The sequence below is a fragment of the Achromobacter veterisilvae genome (assembly GCF_037619525.1).
GTDB classification, from domain to species: Bacteria; Pseudomonadota; Gammaproteobacteria; order Burkholderiales; family Burkholderiaceae_B; genus Achromobacter; species Achromobacter veterisilvae.
On sequence record NZ_CP148753.1, the window covers coordinates 5,326,394 to 5,344,435 of the forward strand.

The following is an 18,042-nucleotide window of genomic DNA, read 5'->3' on the forward strand; positions in this document are numbered from 1 at the left end:
CCGCGGCAAACCGCTGGTCATCTCATACGGGTGTCAGACACTGCGCACTCAACGTCACCCCAGCAACAGCGCGTCGTCCGAAAGTTTTTCGCCGCGCACGCGCTCGAACATGGCCAGCAGGTCCGGCACGTCCATGCCGCGGCGTTCGTCGCCCGAGACGTCCAGCACCACCTGCCCCTGGTGCAGCATGACCGTGCGCTCGCCCACGTCCAGGGCCTGGCGCATGCTGTGCGTCACCATCATGGTGGTGAGCTGGTTTTCCGACACGATGCGCGCGGTCAGTTGCAGCACGAAGTCCGCGGTGCGCGGATCCAGCGCCGCCGTGTGCTCGTCCAGCAGCAGGATGCGCGACGGCTGCAAGGCCGCCATCAGCAGGCTGACCGCCTGCCGCTGGCCGCCCGACAGCAGGCCGATGCGGTCGGCCAGGCGGTTTTCCAGGCCCAGGCCCAGCGTGGCCAGGCGCTCGCGGAACCCTTCGCGCATCGACGCCTTGACGGCGCGGCTGTAGCCGCGGCGGGCGCCGCGCATCTGCGCCAGCGCCATGTTCTCTTCGATGGTCAGGTCTTCGCAGGTGCCGGCCATCGGGTCCTGGAACACCCGGGCCACGCGGCCGGCGCGCGCCCACACGGGCTGGCGCGTGACGTCCACGCCGTTGATGTCGATGCGGCCGGAATCGACCGGCAGGTCACCCGAGACCGCGTTGAGGAACGTGGACTTGCCGGCGCCGTTGGAACCGATGACGGTCACGAACTGGCCCGACGGAATCTCCAGCGACAGGCCGCGCAAGGCGCGCGTCTCGATGGGCGTCCCCGCGTTGAAGGTAATTTTCAAGTCTTTGGCGGACAACATTTCAGTACTCCATTGTGCAGTCGCGGCACCCGCGCCGCACGAATCCAATGCAACTCGACCCAGGCCGCCGCGGAGCCGGCTTTGCCGGTCCGCCGGCGGCACCCCTTGAGAGGGGGAGCGCCGCGGGCGCTTCGGGGGAGAGCCTCATCCGGGGCTTCACCTTTTGCCGACCAGGCGGCGCTTGAGCATCGGGATCACCAGGGCGATCGTGACCAGCACTGCGGTGACGAGGTTCAGGTCCTGCGCCTTCAGGCCGATGAAATCGCTGTTGAGGGCCAGCGCGATGAAGAAGCGGTAGACGATGGCGCCGATGATGACGGCCAGCGTCGCCAGCACCAGCTTGCGCGACGGCAGGATGCTTTCGCCCACGATCACCGCGGCCAGGCCGATCACGATGGTGCCGATGCCCATGGAAATATCCGAGCCGCCCTGGGTCTGCGCGAACAGCGCGCCCGCCATGGCGACCAGCGCGTTGGACAGCGCCATGCCGCCGAGGATCATGCGGCCGGTGTTCACGCCCTGGGCGCGAGCCATGCGGCCGTTGGAACCGGTGGCGCGCACGGCCAGCCCGGTCTGCGTGGCGAAGAACCAGTCCAGCGCGAGCTTGGCCAGGACCACGATGACGGCCAGGATCAGCGGACGGGCGACGTAGTCCGACAGCCACTCCGGCTGCAGGATGGTGAAGACGGTGGATTCGGTGATCAGCGGCACGTTGGGCTTGCCCATGATGCGCAGGTTGACCGAGTACAGGGCGATCATCATCAGGATGCTCGCCAGCAGGTCCATGATCTTCAGCTTCACGTTCAGCCAGCCGGTGACCAGGCCGGCGGCGGCGCCGGCGATCGTGGCGGCGACGGTGGCCAGGAACGGGTCCATGCCCGACGCGATCAGCGTGGCACAGACGGCCCCGCCCAGCGGGAAGCTGCCGTCAACGGTCAGGTCCGGGAAGCGCAGCAGGCGGAACGAGATGAACACACCCAAGGCCACCAGGCTGAAGATCAGGCCGATCTCCAGTGCGCCCAACAACGAAAACAATGACATGGGTCAAATCCAGATAAGGTAGGTAAGAAACGAGCATGTTAAAGAGTTGAAACGTCGGACTTCTTGCGTTTAGGGGTCAGTTTTACCCCAGCTTTCGCAATAAACGTTTCCCAACCCGTGATTTTCCCTCGTTTCCTGCCAAAGCGTCCGCGCGCCGGGAAAAACCGCCGGCGGGCGTCCGCGAGACCCTTCAGGAAGCAGAAACGCCGGGCGCCGCGCCGCGAGGGCGGGCCGCCAGGCCATTCAAGACCAGCACATCGCGCCGGGCCGCGGGCATCTCGTGAACGCTGCCGCCCTGAGGAACTTGGGTCAGACAAAAACTCAAGAAAAACCCCGCTCACGCCGGGTAGGCATGGCGGGGCGGGTACGGCGTCGGTTTACTTGACGACCACCGCGGCGGACTTGACCAACGCGTCGGGCAGGGTCACGCCCTGCTTGGCGGCGGCGCCCGGATTCACGTAGAGCTCGAGCTTGGAACTCGTTTCCGAGGGGATCGCGCCCGGCTTCTCGCCCTTGAGGATGCGCACCACGATCTTGCCCGTCTGCACGCCGAGGTCGCGGTAGTTGATGCCCAGGGCGGCGATGCCGCCGCGCTTGACGCTGTCGGTGTCGGACGCGATCAGCGGTATCTTGGCGTCGTTGCCGACCTTGACCAGCGATTCATAGGCCGACACGACGTTGTTGTCCGTGTTGGTGTAGATGACGTCGACCTTGCCGATCAGGCTGCGGGCCGCGGAGGCCACGTCCACGGAACGCGGCGCGGCGGCTTCGACCAGGCTCATGCCGGACTTGGGCAGGATTTCCTGGAGCTTCTTCACGACCACGACCGAGTTGGCCTCGCCCGGGTTGTAGACCATGCCCACGCGCTTGGCGTTGGGAACGATCTTCTTGATCAGTTCGACCTGCTTGTCCAGCGCCAGCAGGTCCGACACGCCGGTCACGTTGGTGCCCGAGGCGTCCATGCTGGAAACCAGTTGGGCGGCGACCGGATCGGTGACGGCGGAATACACCACCGGCACGTCCTTGGTGGCGGCCACGACGGCCTGGGCCGACGGGGTGGCGATCGCGACGATGGCGTCGGGCCTGTCGCCCACGAACTTGCGGGCGATCTGCGCGGCGGTGCCGTTGTTGCCCTGCGCGCTCTGGTATTGCCACTTCAGGTTCTTGCCCGGCTCGTAGCCGGCTTGCTTGAGGGCGTCCTGCACCCCGTCACGCACGGCGTCCAGCGCCGGGTGCTCGACAATGGCGGTGACCGCCACCGACTTCTGCTGCGCCGCCACGGGCGCGGCGATAGCCATCGCCAATGCCATGGCGCCAACCGTCAGAAAATGTTTTTTTCCGATCAGCATAGGTAAGCTCCTTGAACCCTTGGTATTTATCCATTATTACGGCGCCGCCGGAGGCTCCCCGCCGGCCGGTCCCGCCATAAAGCCGTATAGTCTAACTTGCCGCCAAGCAAAATGACTTTGGGGGGAATCCCTGTGGTGGTGCATGCCGTCCGGCCCCCCCTTCCAGCAGGTATCCCAGCATCCAGAGGCCTCACCATGATCAAACGCGCATTGGGCCGTTCCGGCCTGCAGGTTCCCCCGCTCACCTTCGGCGGCAACGTCTTCGGCTGGACCGTGGACGAAGCCGGCACCTATTCCCTGCTGGACGCGCTGGTGGACGCGGGACTGAATTTCATCGACACGGCCGACGTGTATTCCCGCTGGGTCCCGGGCAACCAGGGCGGGGAATCCGAGACGCTGATCGGCAAATGGCTCAAGCGCTCGGGCAAGCGCGACCGCGTGCTCATCGCCACCAAGGTCGGCATGGAGATGGGGCCCGATGCCAAGGGCCTGGCGCCCGCCTACATCCGCCGCGCCCTGGAAGCGTCGCTGGCCCGCCTGCAGACGGACCACATCGATCTGTACCAGTCGCACCAGGACGATCCCGACACGCCGCTGACCGACACGCTGGCGGAATACGCCAAGCACATCGAGTCCGGCAAGATACGCGCCATCGGCGCCTCCAACTACACCGCCGTGCGGCTGTCCGAGGCGCTGATCGCCAGCGAACGCCACAGCCTGCCGCGCTACGAGAGCATCCAGCCCGAATACAACCTGTACCGCCGCGAGCCCTTCGAATCCGGACTGCAAAGCCTGGTGAAGACGCAGCAGATGGGCACGATCAACTATTACGCGCTGGCCAGCGGCTTTCTCAGCGGCAAGTACCGCAGCCCCGCGGACGCGGACAAGAGCCCGCGGGGCCGCAAGATCGTCGAGACCTACCTCAACGACCGCGGCTACCGCATCCTGAAGGCGCTGGACGAAGTGTCCGAGGAAGCCGGTTGCACGCCCGCGCAGGCCGCGCTGGCCTGGCAGATCGCCCAGCCCGGCATCACCGCCCCCATCGTCAGCGCCACCTCGCTGGCGCAACTGGACGAACTGGTCAAGGCCGCCAGCCTGGCGCTGACCCACGACCAGTTGGCCAAGCTCAGCCAGGCCAGCGATTGGCGCTGAGGCGCGGCGCGCGCCCGCGTCAATCCAGCTTGACGCCCGAGTCCTTCACGACCTTGGCCCAGCGCTCGACTTCGCTGTCGACGAACTTGCCGAACTCTGCGCCCGTCAGCGTCGGCACCGCCGAACCGTTGCCGGTCCAGGTTTCCTTGATCTTCGGCGCGTTCAGGGCCTTGGTGATCTCGGCGCTCATCTTGTCCACCGCCTCCTTGGGCGTCCCGGCGGGCGCCCAGATCGCATACCAGGTCGACACCACGTAGTTGGGCACCCCCGCCTCGGTCGCGGTGGGCACGTCGGGCAGCGACGGCGAGCGTTCGGTGGCGGCCACCGCCAGCGGCGTGATCGAACCCGCGCGGATGTGGCCGGCCGACGAGCCCAGGCCGTCGAACGCCAGGTCCACCTGGCCGCCGATCAGCGCCGACAGCATCGGCCCGGCGCCCTGGTAGGGAACGTCCACCAGCTTGATGCCCGTCTGCATCGCGAACAGCTCGCCCGCCAGATGGTGCGTGCTGCCCTTGCCCGCCGTGCCGAAGTTGATTTCCCCGGGGCGCGTCTTGGCGTAGGCGATGAGTTCCTGGACGGTCTTCACCGGCAGCTTGCCCTGGTTGATGACGATTACCTGCGGCGGCTGGGCGACGAGCGCGACCGGGACGAAATCCTTCTGGATGTCGTAGTTCAGGCTCTTGTACAGCGACGGGGCCAGCGCATGGTGCGCGCCGCCCATGAAGAAGGTGTAGCCGTCGGGCCTGGCCTTGGCCGCGACCCCAGCGCCCACGGTCCCGCCCGCGCCGCCCTTGTTGTCGATGACCACCGTCTGGCCCAGTTGCGTGGTCAGTTGCTGGGCCAGCGGGCGGGCGAAGGTGTCCGTGCCGCCCCCGGCGGGGAAAGGCACGATCAGCGTGATCGGACGCTCGGGCCATTGCGCGGCGGCGGCGCCGCCGAAACCCGTGGCGAACACGGCGAAGACGGCCGCGGCGGTAGTGCGATATTTCATGTTGTCTCCTCTTGCTGCAGCATGGGGACGGCGCGGTTCTATTGCGTCTCGTCTCTTGAATTTCTTATTGAATGAAGCTGCTCGGGCTTGGGTGGAATGTCTGGGAATGGGCTCCTGGAAAATGGGGTTGCCCCGCTGTCCGCGGGCGTCGCGCTTGCCTGCCCGCGGCGAAGGCCGCGCCCCCGGTAAGGGAGGCGGCCGCCGCGGGCTCAGAGCGCCTGGTAGGTTTCGCGCAGCACGTTCTTCTGGACCTTGCCCATGGTGTTGCGCGGCAACTGGTCGATGATGTGCACGCGCTTGGGCACCTTGAAGTTGGCGATGCGCGCCTTCAGTTCGGCCTGCATGGCGGCCGCGTCCAGCGCCGCGCCTTCCTTGGGCACCACCACGGCCACCACCGCCTCGCCGAAATCGGCATGCGGCACGCCGATGACCGCGGACTCGGCCACGCCGGGCATGTCGTCGATCAGCGTCTCGATTTCCTTGGGATAGACGTTGTACCCGCCCGAGATGATCAGGTCCTTGCTGCGGCCCACGATGGACAGGTAGTCGGCGGGCACGTCGCGCCCGGCGGATTCGCCGCCCCAGCGGCCCACGTCGCCCGTCTTGAACCAGCCGTCGTCGGTGAATTCCTCGCGGGTCTTCTCCGGCATGCGCCAATAGCCCGAGAACACATTGGGCCCGCGCACCTGCACGTTGCCGATCTCGCCCGGAGCCAGCGCGATGCCGGCATCGTCCACCACGCGCACCTGCACGCCCGGCAGGGCGCGGCCCACGGTGCCGGCCAGGCGCTCGCCCAGCCCGGGATCGTAGGGATTCGAGGTCAGCATGACGGTTTCGCTCATGCCGTAGCGTTCCAGGATGGCGTGGCCGCTGCGCTTCTGGAAATCCGAGAAGGTCTCGGCCAGCAAGGGGGCCGAGCCCGAAATGAACAGCCGCATATTCGCGCAGACTTCGCGGCCGAAGCGGGGGTCCGCCAGCAGGCGAACGTAATAGGTGGGCACGCCCATCATCACCGTGCTCTGCGGCAGGTAGCGCAGGGCCAGGTCGGCGTCCAGCTTGGGCAGCCAGATCATCTTCGCGCCGGCCAGCAGCGCGCCGTGCGACGCCACGAACAGGCCGTGCACGTGGAAGATGGGCAGCATGTGCAGCAGCACGTCGTCCTTGCGCCAGCCCCAGTAGTCGTTCAGCACTCGGGCGTTGGCGGCCAGGTTGCCGTGCGACAGCATCGCGCCCTTGCTGCGCCCGGTGGTGCCGGACGTGTACAGGATCGCGGCCAGGTCGTCGGGCTGGCGCGCCACGGTCTTGAAAGTCTGCGGCAGGCCCCCGGCGGCGTCGAGCAGGCTGCCGCTGCGGTCTTCGTCCAGCGTGTAGACGTGCGCGCAGCCGGCGCGGTCGGCGGCGCGCTTCACCCATTCCAGGTTCTTGCCGGAGCAGACCACCACGGCGGGCTCGGCGTTGCCCAGGAAGTACTCGATTTCCGATTCGCGGTAGGCGGTGTTCAGCGGCAGGTACACCAGGCCCGCGCGCAGCGTGGCCAGGTACAGCATCAGGGCTTCCGGCGACTTCTCGACCTGCACCGCCACGCGCGATCCGGCCGGCAGGTCCAGCGAGGCCAGCAGATTAGCCAGGCACGCGGTGGCGCGATCGATGTCGTCCCAGGTGTATTGCAGGTCGGGCGTCTCCAGCGCGACTTTGCGGCGGTCTTTGGGAAAGCCGCCTTGCAGGACAGCATATAGATTGGCGTTGCTCACCTTGTCTAGTCTCCGGAAAAGGAAGGGTCTACGCCGGCCAGGAAGGCGCGCACGCCCTCCTTGTGGTCCCGGCTTTCGGCGTAAGAGAAGTAATCCCGATATTCGTCCTCGGTCAAGGCCCCGCCCGAGGCGAGCCTGCGGGACAGGCGCTTGTTGATGCGGGCGGCAAGCGGCGCGCCCCGCGCGATGCGGTCGGCGCTCTGGCGGGCGGCGCCGGCCACCTCGCCGTCGGCCACGATGCGGGTCAAGAGGCCCAGTCCGCGCGCTTCTTCGGCGCCGAACACGCGTCCTTCCAGCAGGATGGCCAGGGTGGCGGCGCGCCCGGCCAGCGCCAGCAGGCCGCTCATTTCGTCGGGCGCCATGGGAAATCCCAGCCGGTTGATCGGCACGCCGAAGCGCGCCGAACTGCCCGCGATGCGCAGGTCGCACTGGCTGGCGATTTCGAGGCCGCCGCCTACGCACACCCCCTCGATCTGGGCCACCACGGGCTGCGGGCACTGCGCGACCGCCCGCAGCGCCGGCGCCAGCACCTCGCGGTGGTAGCGCTGCACGCCCGCCATATCGGCGCGCTGGGCGGGAAATTCGCGGATGTCGGCGCCCGCGGCGAAATTGCCGCCTTCGCCGCGCACGATGACGCAGCGCACGGCGTCGTCGTCCGCGATGCGCTCGAACACCTCGCGCAATTCCTGCCACATGCCCACCGTGATCGCGTTCAGGCGCCCCGGGTGCGATAGCGTCACCCAGGCCAGATGCCCCTCGCGCTCCAGCAGCACGCGGCCAGCCACGTCTTCCGTCATGTCCCCTGCCCTTTTTGTCTTGTCGTTCCGCCGCCGATCCGGCGCTATGCCACGCGCCCCACGCCCCGGCTGACCTGGGGCTTGCCTTCGCCCAGCCGGGCGAGGTTGGCGTCCAGTTCATCCAGGTCGTAGAGATAGTTGACCATCATGGCGCAGGACTGCTTGAGCCCCTTGGCCGAGGTGTCCGCCGCCCAGTTGAGCCGCTCGATGCGTGCGCCGTTGCCCAGGTGGAACCGCGCCACCGGATCCACCGGCAGCCCGTTCTTCATGGATTGCAGGTAGCTGGCCGCCAGGCGGAAACCCGCCCGCCTGACCACGTCCGGCGCCTTGCCCTGGGCCGCCCTGGACAGGCGTGCGACCCAGCGCTGCCCATCGGGCACGCCCTCGCGCTTGCGGGTCTTGGCGCGGACCTTGTCCTCGCGCACGATGGCTTCGACCGCCTCCGCGTCCAGCTTGCCCAGCCAGTCCGCGAAACCGGGGATCGGCGACAGGGTGGCGAAGGACTTGAGCTTGGGCAGTTCGTCCAGCAATTGCTCGACCACGCGCTTGAGCAGGAAGTTGCCGAAGCTGATGCCCTTCAGGCCGGGCTGCGTGTTCGAAATGGAATAGAAGATGGCCCAGCGCGCCTTGTCCAGGTCCTGCGGCGGCAGCGTGCTGTCCAGCAGCACCTGCACGTCGTCGGCCATCTGGCTGGCGAAGGCCACTTCCACGAAGATGAGCGGCACTCCGGGCATCTGCGGATGGAAGTAGGCGTAGCAGCGGCGGTCCGGCGACACGCGGCGGCGCAGGTCGTCCCAGGACTTGATCTCGTGGACGGCCTCGTAGAGGATCAGCTTTTCCAGCAGCGAGGCCGGCGAATCCCAGGTCAGCGGACGCAATTCCAGCAGGCCCACGTCGAACCAGGCGGACAGCAGGCCTTCCAGGTCCTTGTCCAGCGCCTGGATGCCCGACACCTGCTTGCGCCAGCGCAGCATGTCCGCGCGCAATTCCACCAGGAAGCGCAGCCCCTGGGGCTGGGCGTTAAAGCGCTTGAAAAGGCGCGCGCCCTCGGCGCCGCCGTCGGGGAACGCGCCGCGCGCCTGCGCCAGCGCGGCCAGCATCAGCCGGCGGTCCTTGCCGTCCGCGGCGCCGTACAGTTCGCACCAGCGGCGCGCCAGCTTGTTGGCGGCCACGTCGGTCAGGCGCGCCTCGAACAGGCGCCGGACTTCGGATTCGCTGGGCAGGCGGCCGCGTTCCCACAGGCGGCCGAGCCGGGTGATCAGGCCGGCGCTCTCAGCCGCGGCCGCTGCATCGGGGGTATCGGCCTCGGGCTCAGGCGTGCGCGCGCCGCGCGCGGGAGCGAGATTGACGGGTCCGGACATGGGCGGGCTCCTCGATGACGATGGGTGCTGACGACGCCGGATCGCCGGCGTCCGCGTGGCTCAATGCGCGCAGCGCTTCCAACTGCCGCATCAGGTGGGTGTGCGCGAGCGCCTGGGCGGCTTCGCAGTCGCGCGCCTTCAGCGCCGCGAAAATGGCCAGGTGCTCGGCGCAGGACTGCTGGATCCGGCCCGGCTGCGACAGGCTGCGGTGGCGCGACAGGCTCAGCACCTTGCGCAGGTTGCCGACCACGTCCGACAGCCACTGGTTGCCGGCCAGGGCCTGCACCGCTTCGTGGATCAGGTAGTTGGTCTTGTAGTAGGCGTCGATGCGCCCGGCCTCGGCATGGCCGGCCAGAGCGGCATGCAGCGGTTCCAGCGCGGCCAGTTGTTCGTCGCTGGCCTTGCGCGCGGCCTCGAAGGCGCAGCGCCCTTCCAGCATGGCCATCAGCGGGAAGATGTCTTCCAGGTCTTGCGCGGACAGCTCGTTGACGAAACAGCCGCGCCGGGGCTCCAGCCGCACCAGCCCTTCGGTGGCCAGCACCTTCAGCGCCTCGCGCAGCGGCGTGCGGGAAATACCCAGCTCGCCCGCCAGGCGCAGTTCGTCGATCCATTCGCCATTGCGCAGGGAGCGCGCGTGGATCATGCCGCGCAGGCGGTCGGCGACTTCCAGGTAGAGGGCTTGCCGGACGATGGGTAGGGTCATGGGACGATGGCCGGCGGGCTTGCCGCCGCCCGCTGTAATTCATAATTATGAATAAGCCCATGATAGGTCCGGTCCGGAAGAAAGGTAAACCCCCTTCCGCCTCCGTACCTACCCTAATGGTTCGCCGCCGCCCGGGCGGGGCCGGTTCTAGAAGTGCAGCATGCCGTCCACGGCGTGGCGCGTCAGCGAACGCGCCCAGCGCCGCGCCGGCAGGCCGTAGCGGGCCTCGACCACCGCTGCCCTGCCCAGCAACTGGGCCGGCGAGATCGCCAGGCGCGGGCCGGAAAACGCCAGCACGATCTGGTTGCCGGCGTCGATTTCAGGCAGCAGCACCACGCGGTCGTCGAAGGCCTTGGACAGGTTGTCGATGTTCTTGCCGAAGCTTTCATGGCGGCCGAACAGATTCACCGCCAGCACGCCCACCTCGCCCAGCACGCGGCGGCAGTCCCGGTAGAACTTCACGCTGTCGCGCACCGGCCCTTCGGCCGAGGCGTCGTAGAGGTCCACCATCAGCACCGGGCAGCGCCCCGCGTTCAGCGGATCCGCCACCCAGGCGCCGGCGTCGGCGTGCTCGACCTCGAGCCGGTTGGACCCGGGCAGCCGGAAGAACATATGGCAGGCCGCCGTCACGCGCGGATTCCACTCCACCGCCAGCAACGGGCTGCGGGTGTGCTTCACGCAGAAACGCGCCAGCGACCCGGCGCCCAGGCCCAGCATGCCGATGGCCTCTTCCTTGGGCGGGTCCAGGAACAGCAGCCAGGCCATCATCTGGCCGGTGTATTCCAGCACCAGTTCCGAGGGATTCTTGATGCGCATCGCGCCCTGGACCCATTCGGTGTTGAAGTGCAGATAGCGGACGCCGTCCACCTCGGAAAGAGTCGGCTGGTCGAGTTCGGAAGGAAAGGTCGATTTGTGCATGGCGGGATTGTAGGCTGGACTCCCCGCCCGTCCTAAGCCGCCGGTCCGCCGCCCCCGCCTTCCCAGATCCGCTCCAGCAGTTCCGAGCGGGACGCTTCCGCCTCCAGGCTCGCCGCCAGGCGCAGCACGCGCTTCAGGTAGAGGTGCGCGCCGCATTCCCAGGTCACGCCCAGCGCCCCGTGGACCTGGATGGCGTTCTGCGCCGCGCGCCGGCCGGCCTCGGCCGCCAGCAGGGGCGCGAACAGGCTGTCCCGCTCCGCCGACGCGGCGCCGGCATCGAGCGCGGCGGCGGCCGCGACGCCGGCCAGCCGCGCGTCGTCCAGGACCATCCAGTCGTCGGCCAGGCGATGCTTGACCGCCTGGTTCGCGCCGATCGCGCGATCGAACTGGCGGCGTTCGCGCGCGTAGGCCGCCGCCGCGTCCAGGGCGGCCGACGCCGCGCCCAGCAATTCGGCGGTCCGCAACAGGCGCAGCCGGGTGCGCAGCAGCGTCCAGGTTTCCGGGCCGGCCTCCAGGTCCACGCTCTCCAGCACTTCCGGGGAGCGGACCCGCGCCACCGGCATGGTCGGGTCCAGCCCGGCCTCGCCCGCCGCGGGCGCGAGCAATTCCAGCCGCAAGGCGCGGGCGCCCGTCCGGCGCACCGCCAGCGCGCGCACGCCCTCGCCCGCGCCCTCGACGAAGGCCGAACCGTCGGGCCGCGGGACGGCATCGGCGAAATAGGTGTCGCCCGCCATCATCGCGGCGGCCCATTGCGCGGCGGGTCCGGCCGCGCCCGCCGCGCACAGCGTGGGCAGGACCGCCATGTTGGCCGCCAGCGGCAGGCTCAGGAGGTGCCGCCCGGCGGCTTCGGCCACGATCCAGGCCTCGCGCAGGCCCAGCCCCAGCCCGTCTTGCGACACGGGCGCCAGCAGGGCCGGCCAGCCCTGGCCGGCGATCTCGCGCCATTGCGCCAGGCGTGCCGGCAGGGGCCGGGCGGCGGCGGCGTGCGCCTCGGCGGGAGGATGGCGCTCGGCCAGGTAGCGCTGGGCCGCGTCTTGCAGCATGCGCTGGTCTTCGGTCGGATGCAGGTCCATGGGGATTCAAGCCTTGGGCAGGCCGAGCATCTGCTCGGCGACGATGTTGCGCTGGATCTCCGAAGTGCCAGCCAGAATGGTTTCGGCGCGCGACCACAGGTAGGCATGCACCAGGCCGGCGGCGCCCGGGCCGGCCGTCGCTTCCGCCAGACAGGCCTCGTCGCCCAGCAACTGCATCGACAGTTCGAGCAGGCGCTGGTGGGCTTCGCTCCAGTGGATCTTGGTGGAAGAACCCTCCGGGCCGGGCGGATCGCCGCGCATGGCGCCAGCCAGCGCGCGCTGCGATTTCAGCGCCAGCACGTGGCTGTCGGCGGCCAGCCGCGCCCAGCGGTGGCGCACGTCGGCCGAGGACGCCGGCACGCGGCCGTAGGCGTCGGCGCGCAGCGCCAGTTCGCGCACCTGCCGCAGTTCCTGCGCGAACCGCACCAGCCGCGGGATGAAGTAGGTGCCGCGCTCGAAGCCGGCCGCGGCCATGGCGATCCTCCAGCCCTGGTTTTCCTCGCCCAGCAGGTCCTCGCCGGGCACGAACACGTTCTCGAAGAACACTTCGCAGAACTCGGCCTCGCCCGTGAGCTGGCGGATGGGCTCCACGCGCACGCCGGGGCTGCGCATGTCCACGAGCAGGAAGCTCAGTCCCTTGTGCCGCGACGCCCGCGGATCCGTGCGCGCCAGCACGAAGCACCGCTGCGCCCGGTCCGCAAACGAGGTCCAGATCTTGTGGCCGTTCAGGAGGTAGCCGCCCGGCGCCGGCTCCGCCCGCGTGCGCACCGAGGCCAGGTCGGAACCGGCGCCCGGTTCCGAATAGCCCTGGCACCAGACCTCGCGGTTGGACAGGATGCCGGGCAGGAAGCGGCGCTTCTGCGCCTCGGTGCCGAAATGCAGCAGCGTCGGCGCAAGAATGCCGTGCCCGATCAGGTTCACGCCCAGCGGCGCGCCGCAGCGCGCATGCTCTTCGTGGAACACCGCCTGCCGCGACAGCGGCAAGGCGCGTCCGCCGTGTTCCGTGGGCCAGCCCAGCCCCGACCAGCCGTTGGCGCAAAGGGTGTCTTCCCAGGCGCGCCGGAAATCCAGGTTGCGCGGATCGGCCCCGCCCGGCCAGCCGCGGACGAAGCCGGCATAGGCCCGCTCCAGCCAGGCGCGCAAGTCCTGGCGGAACGCCTCGTCGTCCGCCGCGGCGGTTTCCAACTGGGTCATGCCGTCACTCCAGGCGGATGTTCGACTCGCGCGCGACCTTGGCCCAGGTCGCGACGTCCTGGCGGATGAACTCGCCGAAGGCCTTGGGGTCGCTGCCGATGATGTCCAGCCCCAGCCCCACGAACTGCGCCTTGACGTCGGGCTGCTCCAGGATCTGCGCCAGGTTCTTGTAGAGCTTGTCCACCACCGGCTGCGGCGTGCGGGCGGGCGCCACCAGGCCCAGCCAGGGCATGGCGGAATAGCCGGGCAGGCCCGAGGCCGCCACGGTCGGCAGGTCCGGGACCGAGGCCGAAGGCTGGGCCGTGGTCACCGCCAGCACGCGCAGCTTGCCGTCCTTCACGAAGGGGCCGGACGACGCCCAGGCGTCGAACATGACCTGCAGGCGGCCCGCCACCAGATCGTTCAAGGCCGGCGCGCTGCCCTTGTACGGGATGTGCGCCATCTGCACGCCCGCCATGCTGTTGAACAGTTCGGCCTCCAGGTGGGTGGAGCTGCCGGTGCCCACCGAGCCATAGCTGACCTTGCCGGGATTCGCCTTCAGGTAGGCGATGAGCTCGCCCACGTTCTTGGCGGGAACCGACGGATGCACTTCCAGCACGTGCACCACCGAGGCCACCTGGCTGACGGGCGTGAAGTCCTTGATGGGGTCGTAATTGACCTTGGCGTAGATGCTGGGCGCGATGCCCAGCGAAGACGCCGCCATCAGCAAGGTGTAGCCGTCGGGCTCGGCGCGCGAGACGTAGTCGGAGGCGATCATCGTGCCGCCGCCCGGCTTGTTCTCCACGATCACCGGCTGGCCCAGCCTGGCGCCGAGCTTCTCCGCCAGCAGGCGGCTCATGATGTCGGTCGCGCCGCCCGGCGAGAACGGCACCACGATGCGCACGGGGCGGTTGGGGTAGTTGTCCTGGGCCAGCGCCGGGCCGCTCGCGCCGATGCAGGCCAGCGCCACGCCGGCCAATAGTCTCTTCATCATCATGCTTGTCTCCTCCTGGGATTGCGTTGCGCTCGCGCGCTACGGGGTTGCGGGCAGGATCAGCGCGTCCAGCACAGCGACGCCCTGCCCCGCCTCTTTGATGAGCAATGGATTGACTTCGATTTCCGCCACGGCCGCGGGCGCGGCGAGCAAGGCGTCGCCCACGGCCACGATGCTGCGGCACGCGGCCGCCACGTCGGCCCGGGGCTTGCCCCGGTAGCCGTCCAGCAGCGCGTACGCCTTGAGTTCGCGCAGCATCTGCAAGGCGATGTCTTCGTCGACCGGCAGCAGGCGGTGGCTGGTGTCCTGGTAAAGCTCGGTCAGCACGCCGCCCAGGCCCACGGTCAGCACCGGGCCGAAGACCGGGTCGCGGGTGGCGCCGACGATGATCTCCGCCACGCCGCGCTCCATCTTCTGCACCATCGCGCCGTCGATGCGCGCGTCCGGCCGCGCCCGCGTCGCGGCCTGCGTCACCGCCAGGTACGCGGCGCGCACGGCTTCGTCGTCCGCCAGGTTCAGCGCCACGCCGCCCGCCTCCGTCTTGTGGGCGATATCGGGGCTCAGGATCTTCAGGGCCACCGGATAGCCGGCGGCGCGCGCGTGGGCCACCGCCTCGTCGGCGCTGCGCGCGGCGCTCGCCCGCGCTTGCGGCAGGCCGAAGGCCGCCACATAGGCGCGGGCGTCGGCCTCGTTGCACGGCAGGGCCGGCGCCTCGGCAGCCGCCGGCGACGGCGCCGGCGCGATGCGCTTTGCGCCGCGCGCCTCGCACCACAGCAGGTAGGGCGCCAGGGCCGAGACCGCGAGGCCCAGGTCCTCGAACACCGCCACGCCGGCCTCGCGCAGCGCGGCGCGGCTCTGGGCCAGCCCGGTGTCGATCGCGACGAACAGCCGCGGATGCCGGCGGGACACGTCGGCCAGCGCCTCGGCCATGCGGTCGAGCATGTAGCCGGGCGCGTACACCACCACGGCGTCGATGGCGGCGCTGGTGGCCAGCGCCTGCAGCACGGTGCGCACGAAGTCCGGATCGTTGACGACATTGCCCGTCACGTCCACCGGGTTGCCCACCATGCCGTAATCGGGAATGCCGCCGCGCAGCACGGCCTGCAGGTCGGGCGGCAGGTCGGGCAGCTCCAGCCCGGCGCCGATGAACTTGTCCGCCAGGATGGCGCCCAGCGCGCCCGACATCGTCAGCACGGCGACGCGCTTGCCCGCGCTGCGATGGCGCAACGTGGCGAGACTGGCCAGGTGCGCCATCTGCGCGAAGTCGGTGGCCTCGATCACATTCAATTGCCGGAAGGCCGCCCCGTACACGCGCCGGTCCCCGGCCAGCGCCGAGGTGTGCGACTGCACCGCCTGCGCGCCCTTGTCCGTGGAGCCCGCCTTCAGCGCGATCAGCAGCTTGCCCTGGCGTTCCAGTTCGCGGCAGGCGCGCGCGAAGCGCTCGCCGTCGCGCAGTTGTTCGATGTAGCCCAGCACGATTTCCGTCTGCGGATCCGCGGCCAGGTATTCGAGGTACTGCGAAAAATCCAGGCAGGCTTCGTTGCCCGTATTGATGAAGTGCGAAAACGGCAGGCCCAGCCTGCGCGCGATGGCGTACACGGCGGCGCACACGTTGCCGCTCTGCGTCAGCAGGCTGACCGTGCCCGGCCCGCTCTGCGCCGGCGCGGTCTTGAACACGGAAGCGAACGCCGTGTATGCCTGGGTGTTCAGGTTGGCGAAGCCCATGCAGTTCGGGCCGGCCACGGCCATGCCGCTTTCCGCCACGAAGGCCTCCAGTTCGTCCTGCAAGCGCGCGCCCTCGCCGCCCGCCTCGGCGAAGCCCGCGGCATAGACGATGGCCGCGCGCACGCCCCGCGCGTGGCAGCGGCGCAGCATGGGCGTCACGTCGGCGGCGGCGATCGCCAGCACCGCCAGGTCCACCGGTTCGGGCACGGATTCGATATCGGGAAAGCAGCGCCGGCCGAACACTTCCCGGTACTTCGGGTTCACGGGATAGATGCCGCCGGCATAGCCGAAGCGCGTCAGCAGTTCCAGCGGCATGCCGCCGATGCGCCCCGCGTCGGCGCTGGCGCCGATCATCGCGATGGAGCGCGGATTCAGCAAGGGATCCAGGGACGCGCTCATGCGGTCTTGCCCTCCTTGTTGCGCTGGATCGCCTGGGCCAGCCCGCGCTCGCGCACGGCCTGGAATTCTTCGCTCAGGTGCGACAACTGATGGGTGTCGAAGTGCGCCGACAAGGCCGTGCGGAAACCCTGCGCGTCGGCCGTGCGGTTCAGCGAGCGCTTGATCAGGCGCAGGCCGAACGGCGGCGCCTGCGCGATGCGCTGCGCCAGCGCCAGCGCCGCGGCGTCCAGCTCGGCCTCGGGCACCACGCGGTTCACCATGCCGATCCGCAGCGCTTCCTGGGCGTCGACCTTTTCGCCGGTGTAGAGCATTTCCTTGGCCTTGCGCAGCCCCATCACCCAGGGATGGATCAGCACCTCGGTGGCCGCGGCCGCCAGCGTGTGGCCCACCGGATCCGAGAAGTACGCGGTGTCGGCGCACACCACCAGGTCGCACATGTTGGCGATCATGAAGCCGCCCGCCACGCAGGCGCCCTGGACCTGGGCCACGGTCGGCTTGGGATAGTCCCAGATGCGCAGGCAATAGCCGTAATAGCGGCGCGACTCGTACTCCCAGCGCTCCTCCACCGTGAAGTCGGCGCGCTTGGCCTGGGCTTCCTTCAAGTCGTGCCCGGCTGAAAAATGGGCGCCGCGGCCCGCCAGCACCACGACCCGCACCGAGTCGTCGCGCTCGGCCCGGGTCAGGGCTTCGTCCAGTTCGTCCAGCATCTGCTGGCTCTGGGCATTGCGCGCGGACTCGCGCGCCAGGCTGATGCGGCATACGGAGTCGTGCCGCTCGACGGCCAGGGTGGCGTATTCCATGGTCTCCTCGTCCTTGTTCCGCCGCGCCCTCGAAGGCGGCGCGGTCCTTTGGATTGAATTAACGCACCTGGAATCCTAAAATACAAAATATTCAACAACTATTTCCCATATTATGAACAACCTAGCCTCAACCGGCGGTACCCAAAGCATGCGGCGCGCCCTGGCCCTGCTGCGCGTGCTGGCGCAGCACCAGGAAGAAGGCATCGATCTGCAGGGCGTCATGGCCGCCACCGGGCTGGAGCGCTCCACGGCGCACCGCCTGCTCAGCAGCCTGCTGGAGGAACAGTTCGCCGAACGCGACGCGCGCACGCGGCGCTACCGCCTGGGCGTGGATTCCATGCAACTGGGGTTCGCGGCGCTGCGGCGCACGCCGCTGCTGGACGCGCTGCGCCCGTTCGCGCAAAAGCTGGCGCGGCTATCGGGCGACACGGTGTTCCTGGTGATACGCCAGGGCGATTACGCCTTGTGCCTGTTGCGCGAGGCCGGCTCGTTCCCCGTGAAGGTGTTCACCATCGACCAGGGGGAACGGCGCCTGCTGGGCGTGGGCGCGGGCGGGCTGGCGCTGATGGCCGCGCTGCCGGACGAAGAGATCGCGTCGCTCTATGCGCGGCACGCCGCCAGCTACGCGCAGATCGGCGTATCCAGCGCCTCGCTGATGAAAGCGGTGAGGCAGGCCCGCAAGGCGGGCTATTCGGAAATCGTGGACACCATCACGCCGGGCGTCTCCGGCGTGGGCGCGGCGTTCCGGGTGTCGGAGCTGACCTGGGTGGCGTTCAGCTTCGGCGCGATCAGCAGCCGCCTGGACGCGCCCCGGCGGGCGCAGATGGGCGCGCTGCTGCGCGCCGAGTGCCAGGCGTGGGCGGGGGATTACCTGGGCTGAGGAAAGGCTCTTGAAGTTCCGGCCGCAACGCGGATCGTGCAGTGTCTGACACCCATGCGAGTTGTTCGTTCAAGCCGAGGCAAGTG

Annotated in this window: 16 protein-coding genes; 2 read left to right on the forward strand and 14 right to left on the reverse strand. The window is 69.1% G+C overall.

The window, feature by feature from the left end; translation table 11 throughout:
- Positions 1 to 54: 54 nt before the first annotated feature.
- The 3 genes from WHX56_RS24755 to WHX56_RS24765 all read right to left on the reverse strand — a co-directional run bounded on the left by WHX56_RS24755 (position 55) and on the right by WHX56_RS24765 (position 3,239).
- Complete coding sequence (locus WHX56_RS24755; protein WP_129239892.1) at positions 55 to 849, reverse strand: ABC transporter ATP-binding protein; 795 nt, start codon at positions 847 to 849, stop codon at positions 55 to 57.
- Between the two features lie 156 nt (positions 850 to 1,005).
- The gene (locus WHX56_RS24760) at positions 1,006 to 1,890 is read right to left on the reverse strand and encodes an ABC transporter permease (protein WP_129239891.1); all 885 of its coding nucleotides are present in this window, start codon (positions 1,888 to 1,890) and stop codon (positions 1,006 to 1,008) included.
- Between the two features lie 377 nt (positions 1,891 to 2,267).
- Positions 2,268 to 3,239, reverse strand: coding sequence for an ABC transporter substrate-binding protein (locus tag WHX56_RS24765; RefSeq protein ID WP_129239890.1), 972 nt, complete (start codon positions 3,237 to 3,239; stop codon positions 2,268 to 2,270).
- A gap of 195 nt (positions 3,240 to 3,434) precedes the next feature.
- Here WHX56_RS24765 and WHX56_RS24770 point away from each other — a divergent pair, with 195 nt between their 5' ends.
- The gene (locus tag WHX56_RS24770; RefSeq protein WP_129239889.1) at positions 3,435 to 4,391 is read left to right on the forward strand and encodes an aldo/keto reductase; all 957 of its coding nucleotides are present in this window, start codon (positions 3,435 to 3,437) and stop codon (positions 4,389 to 4,391) included.
- Positions 4,392 to 4,410: 19 nt separating this feature from the next.
- Here the strand turns inward: WHX56_RS24770 and WHX56_RS24775 are convergent, their stop codons facing one another.
- The 11 genes from WHX56_RS24775 to WHX56_RS24825 form a co-directional block, all read right to left on the reverse strand.
- Positions 4,411 to 5,382 (reverse strand): Bug family tripartite tricarboxylate transporter substrate binding protein, encoded by a 972-nt coding sequence (locus WHX56_RS24775; RefSeq protein WP_129239888.1) that lies wholly within the window; start codon positions 5,380 to 5,382, stop codon positions 4,411 to 4,413.
- 209 nt (positions 5,383 to 5,591) lie between these two features.
- Positions 5,592 to 7,133: a malonyl-CoA synthase gene (locus WHX56_RS24780; RefSeq protein ID WP_338879265.1), complete on the reverse strand. Its 1,542-nt coding sequence runs from the start codon at positions 7,131 to 7,133 to the stop codon at positions 5,592 to 5,594.
- Between the two features lie 5 nt (positions 7,134 to 7,138).
- A complete protein-coding gene (locus tag WHX56_RS24785; RefSeq protein WP_338879266.1) occupies positions 7,139 to 7,930 on the reverse strand; it encodes an enoyl-CoA hydratase/isomerase family protein in 792 nt (263 codons plus the stop codon).
- Between the two features lie 44 nt (positions 7,931 to 7,974).
- The gene (locus WHX56_RS24790; protein ID WP_165360106.1) at positions 7,975 to 9,291 is read right to left on the reverse strand and encodes a malonyl-CoA decarboxylase domain-containing protein; all 1,317 of its coding nucleotides are present in this window, start codon (positions 9,289 to 9,291) and stop codon (positions 7,975 to 7,977) included.
- Positions 9,242 to 9,994, reverse strand: a complete 753-nt coding sequence (locus WHX56_RS24795; RefSeq protein WP_129239885.1) for a GntR family transcriptional regulator — start codon at positions 9,992 to 9,994, stop codon at positions 9,242 to 9,244. Before WHX56_RS24795 ends, WHX56_RS24790 begins: the two co-directional genes overlap by 50 nt.
- Positions 9,995 to 10,141: 147 nt before the next feature.
- Positions 10,142 to 10,912 (reverse strand): spermidine synthase, encoded by a 771-nt coding sequence (locus WHX56_RS24800; protein ID WP_129239884.1) that lies wholly within the window; start codon positions 10,910 to 10,912, stop codon positions 10,142 to 10,144.
- 32 nt (positions 10,913 to 10,944) lie between these two features.
- The gene (locus WHX56_RS24805) at positions 10,945 to 11,985 is read right to left on the reverse strand and encodes an acyl-CoA dehydrogenase family protein (protein WP_338879267.1); all 1,041 of its coding nucleotides are present in this window, start codon (positions 11,983 to 11,985) and stop codon (positions 10,945 to 10,947) included.
- Between the two features lie 6 nt (positions 11,986 to 11,991).
- The gene (locus WHX56_RS24810; RefSeq protein ID WP_338879268.1) at positions 11,992 to 13,179 is read right to left on the reverse strand and encodes an acyl-CoA dehydrogenase family protein; all 1,188 of its coding nucleotides are present in this window, start codon (positions 13,177 to 13,179) and stop codon (positions 11,992 to 11,994) included.
- A 4-nt stretch (positions 13,180 to 13,183) separates the two neighbouring features.
- Entirely contained in the window at positions 13,184 to 14,152 is a 969-nt protein-coding gene (locus tag WHX56_RS24815; protein ID WP_129239993.1) for a Bug family tripartite tricarboxylate transporter substrate binding protein, read from the reverse strand.
- A gap of 39 nt (positions 14,153 to 14,191) precedes the next feature.
- Positions 14,192 to 16,276, reverse strand: coding sequence for an acetate--CoA ligase family protein (locus tag WHX56_RS24820; RefSeq protein ID WP_338879269.1), 2,085 nt, complete (start codon positions 16,274 to 16,276; stop codon positions 14,192 to 14,194).
- Positions 16,273 to 17,076 (reverse strand): enoyl-CoA hydratase, encoded by an 804-nt coding sequence (locus WHX56_RS24825; protein ID WP_338879270.1) that lies wholly within the window; start codon positions 17,074 to 17,076, stop codon positions 16,273 to 16,275. Before WHX56_RS24825 ends, WHX56_RS24820 begins: the two co-directional genes overlap by 4 nt.
- A 112-nt stretch (positions 17,077 to 17,188) precedes the next feature.
- On the opposite strand from WHX56_RS24825, the gene WHX56_RS24830 reads away from it, so the two are divergent.
- Positions 17,189 to 17,956: an IclR family transcriptional regulator gene (locus WHX56_RS24830; RefSeq protein WP_129239879.1), complete on the forward strand. Its 768-nt coding sequence runs from the start codon at positions 17,189 to 17,191 to the stop codon at positions 17,954 to 17,956.
- Positions 17,957 to 18,042: the final 86 nt, after the last annotated feature.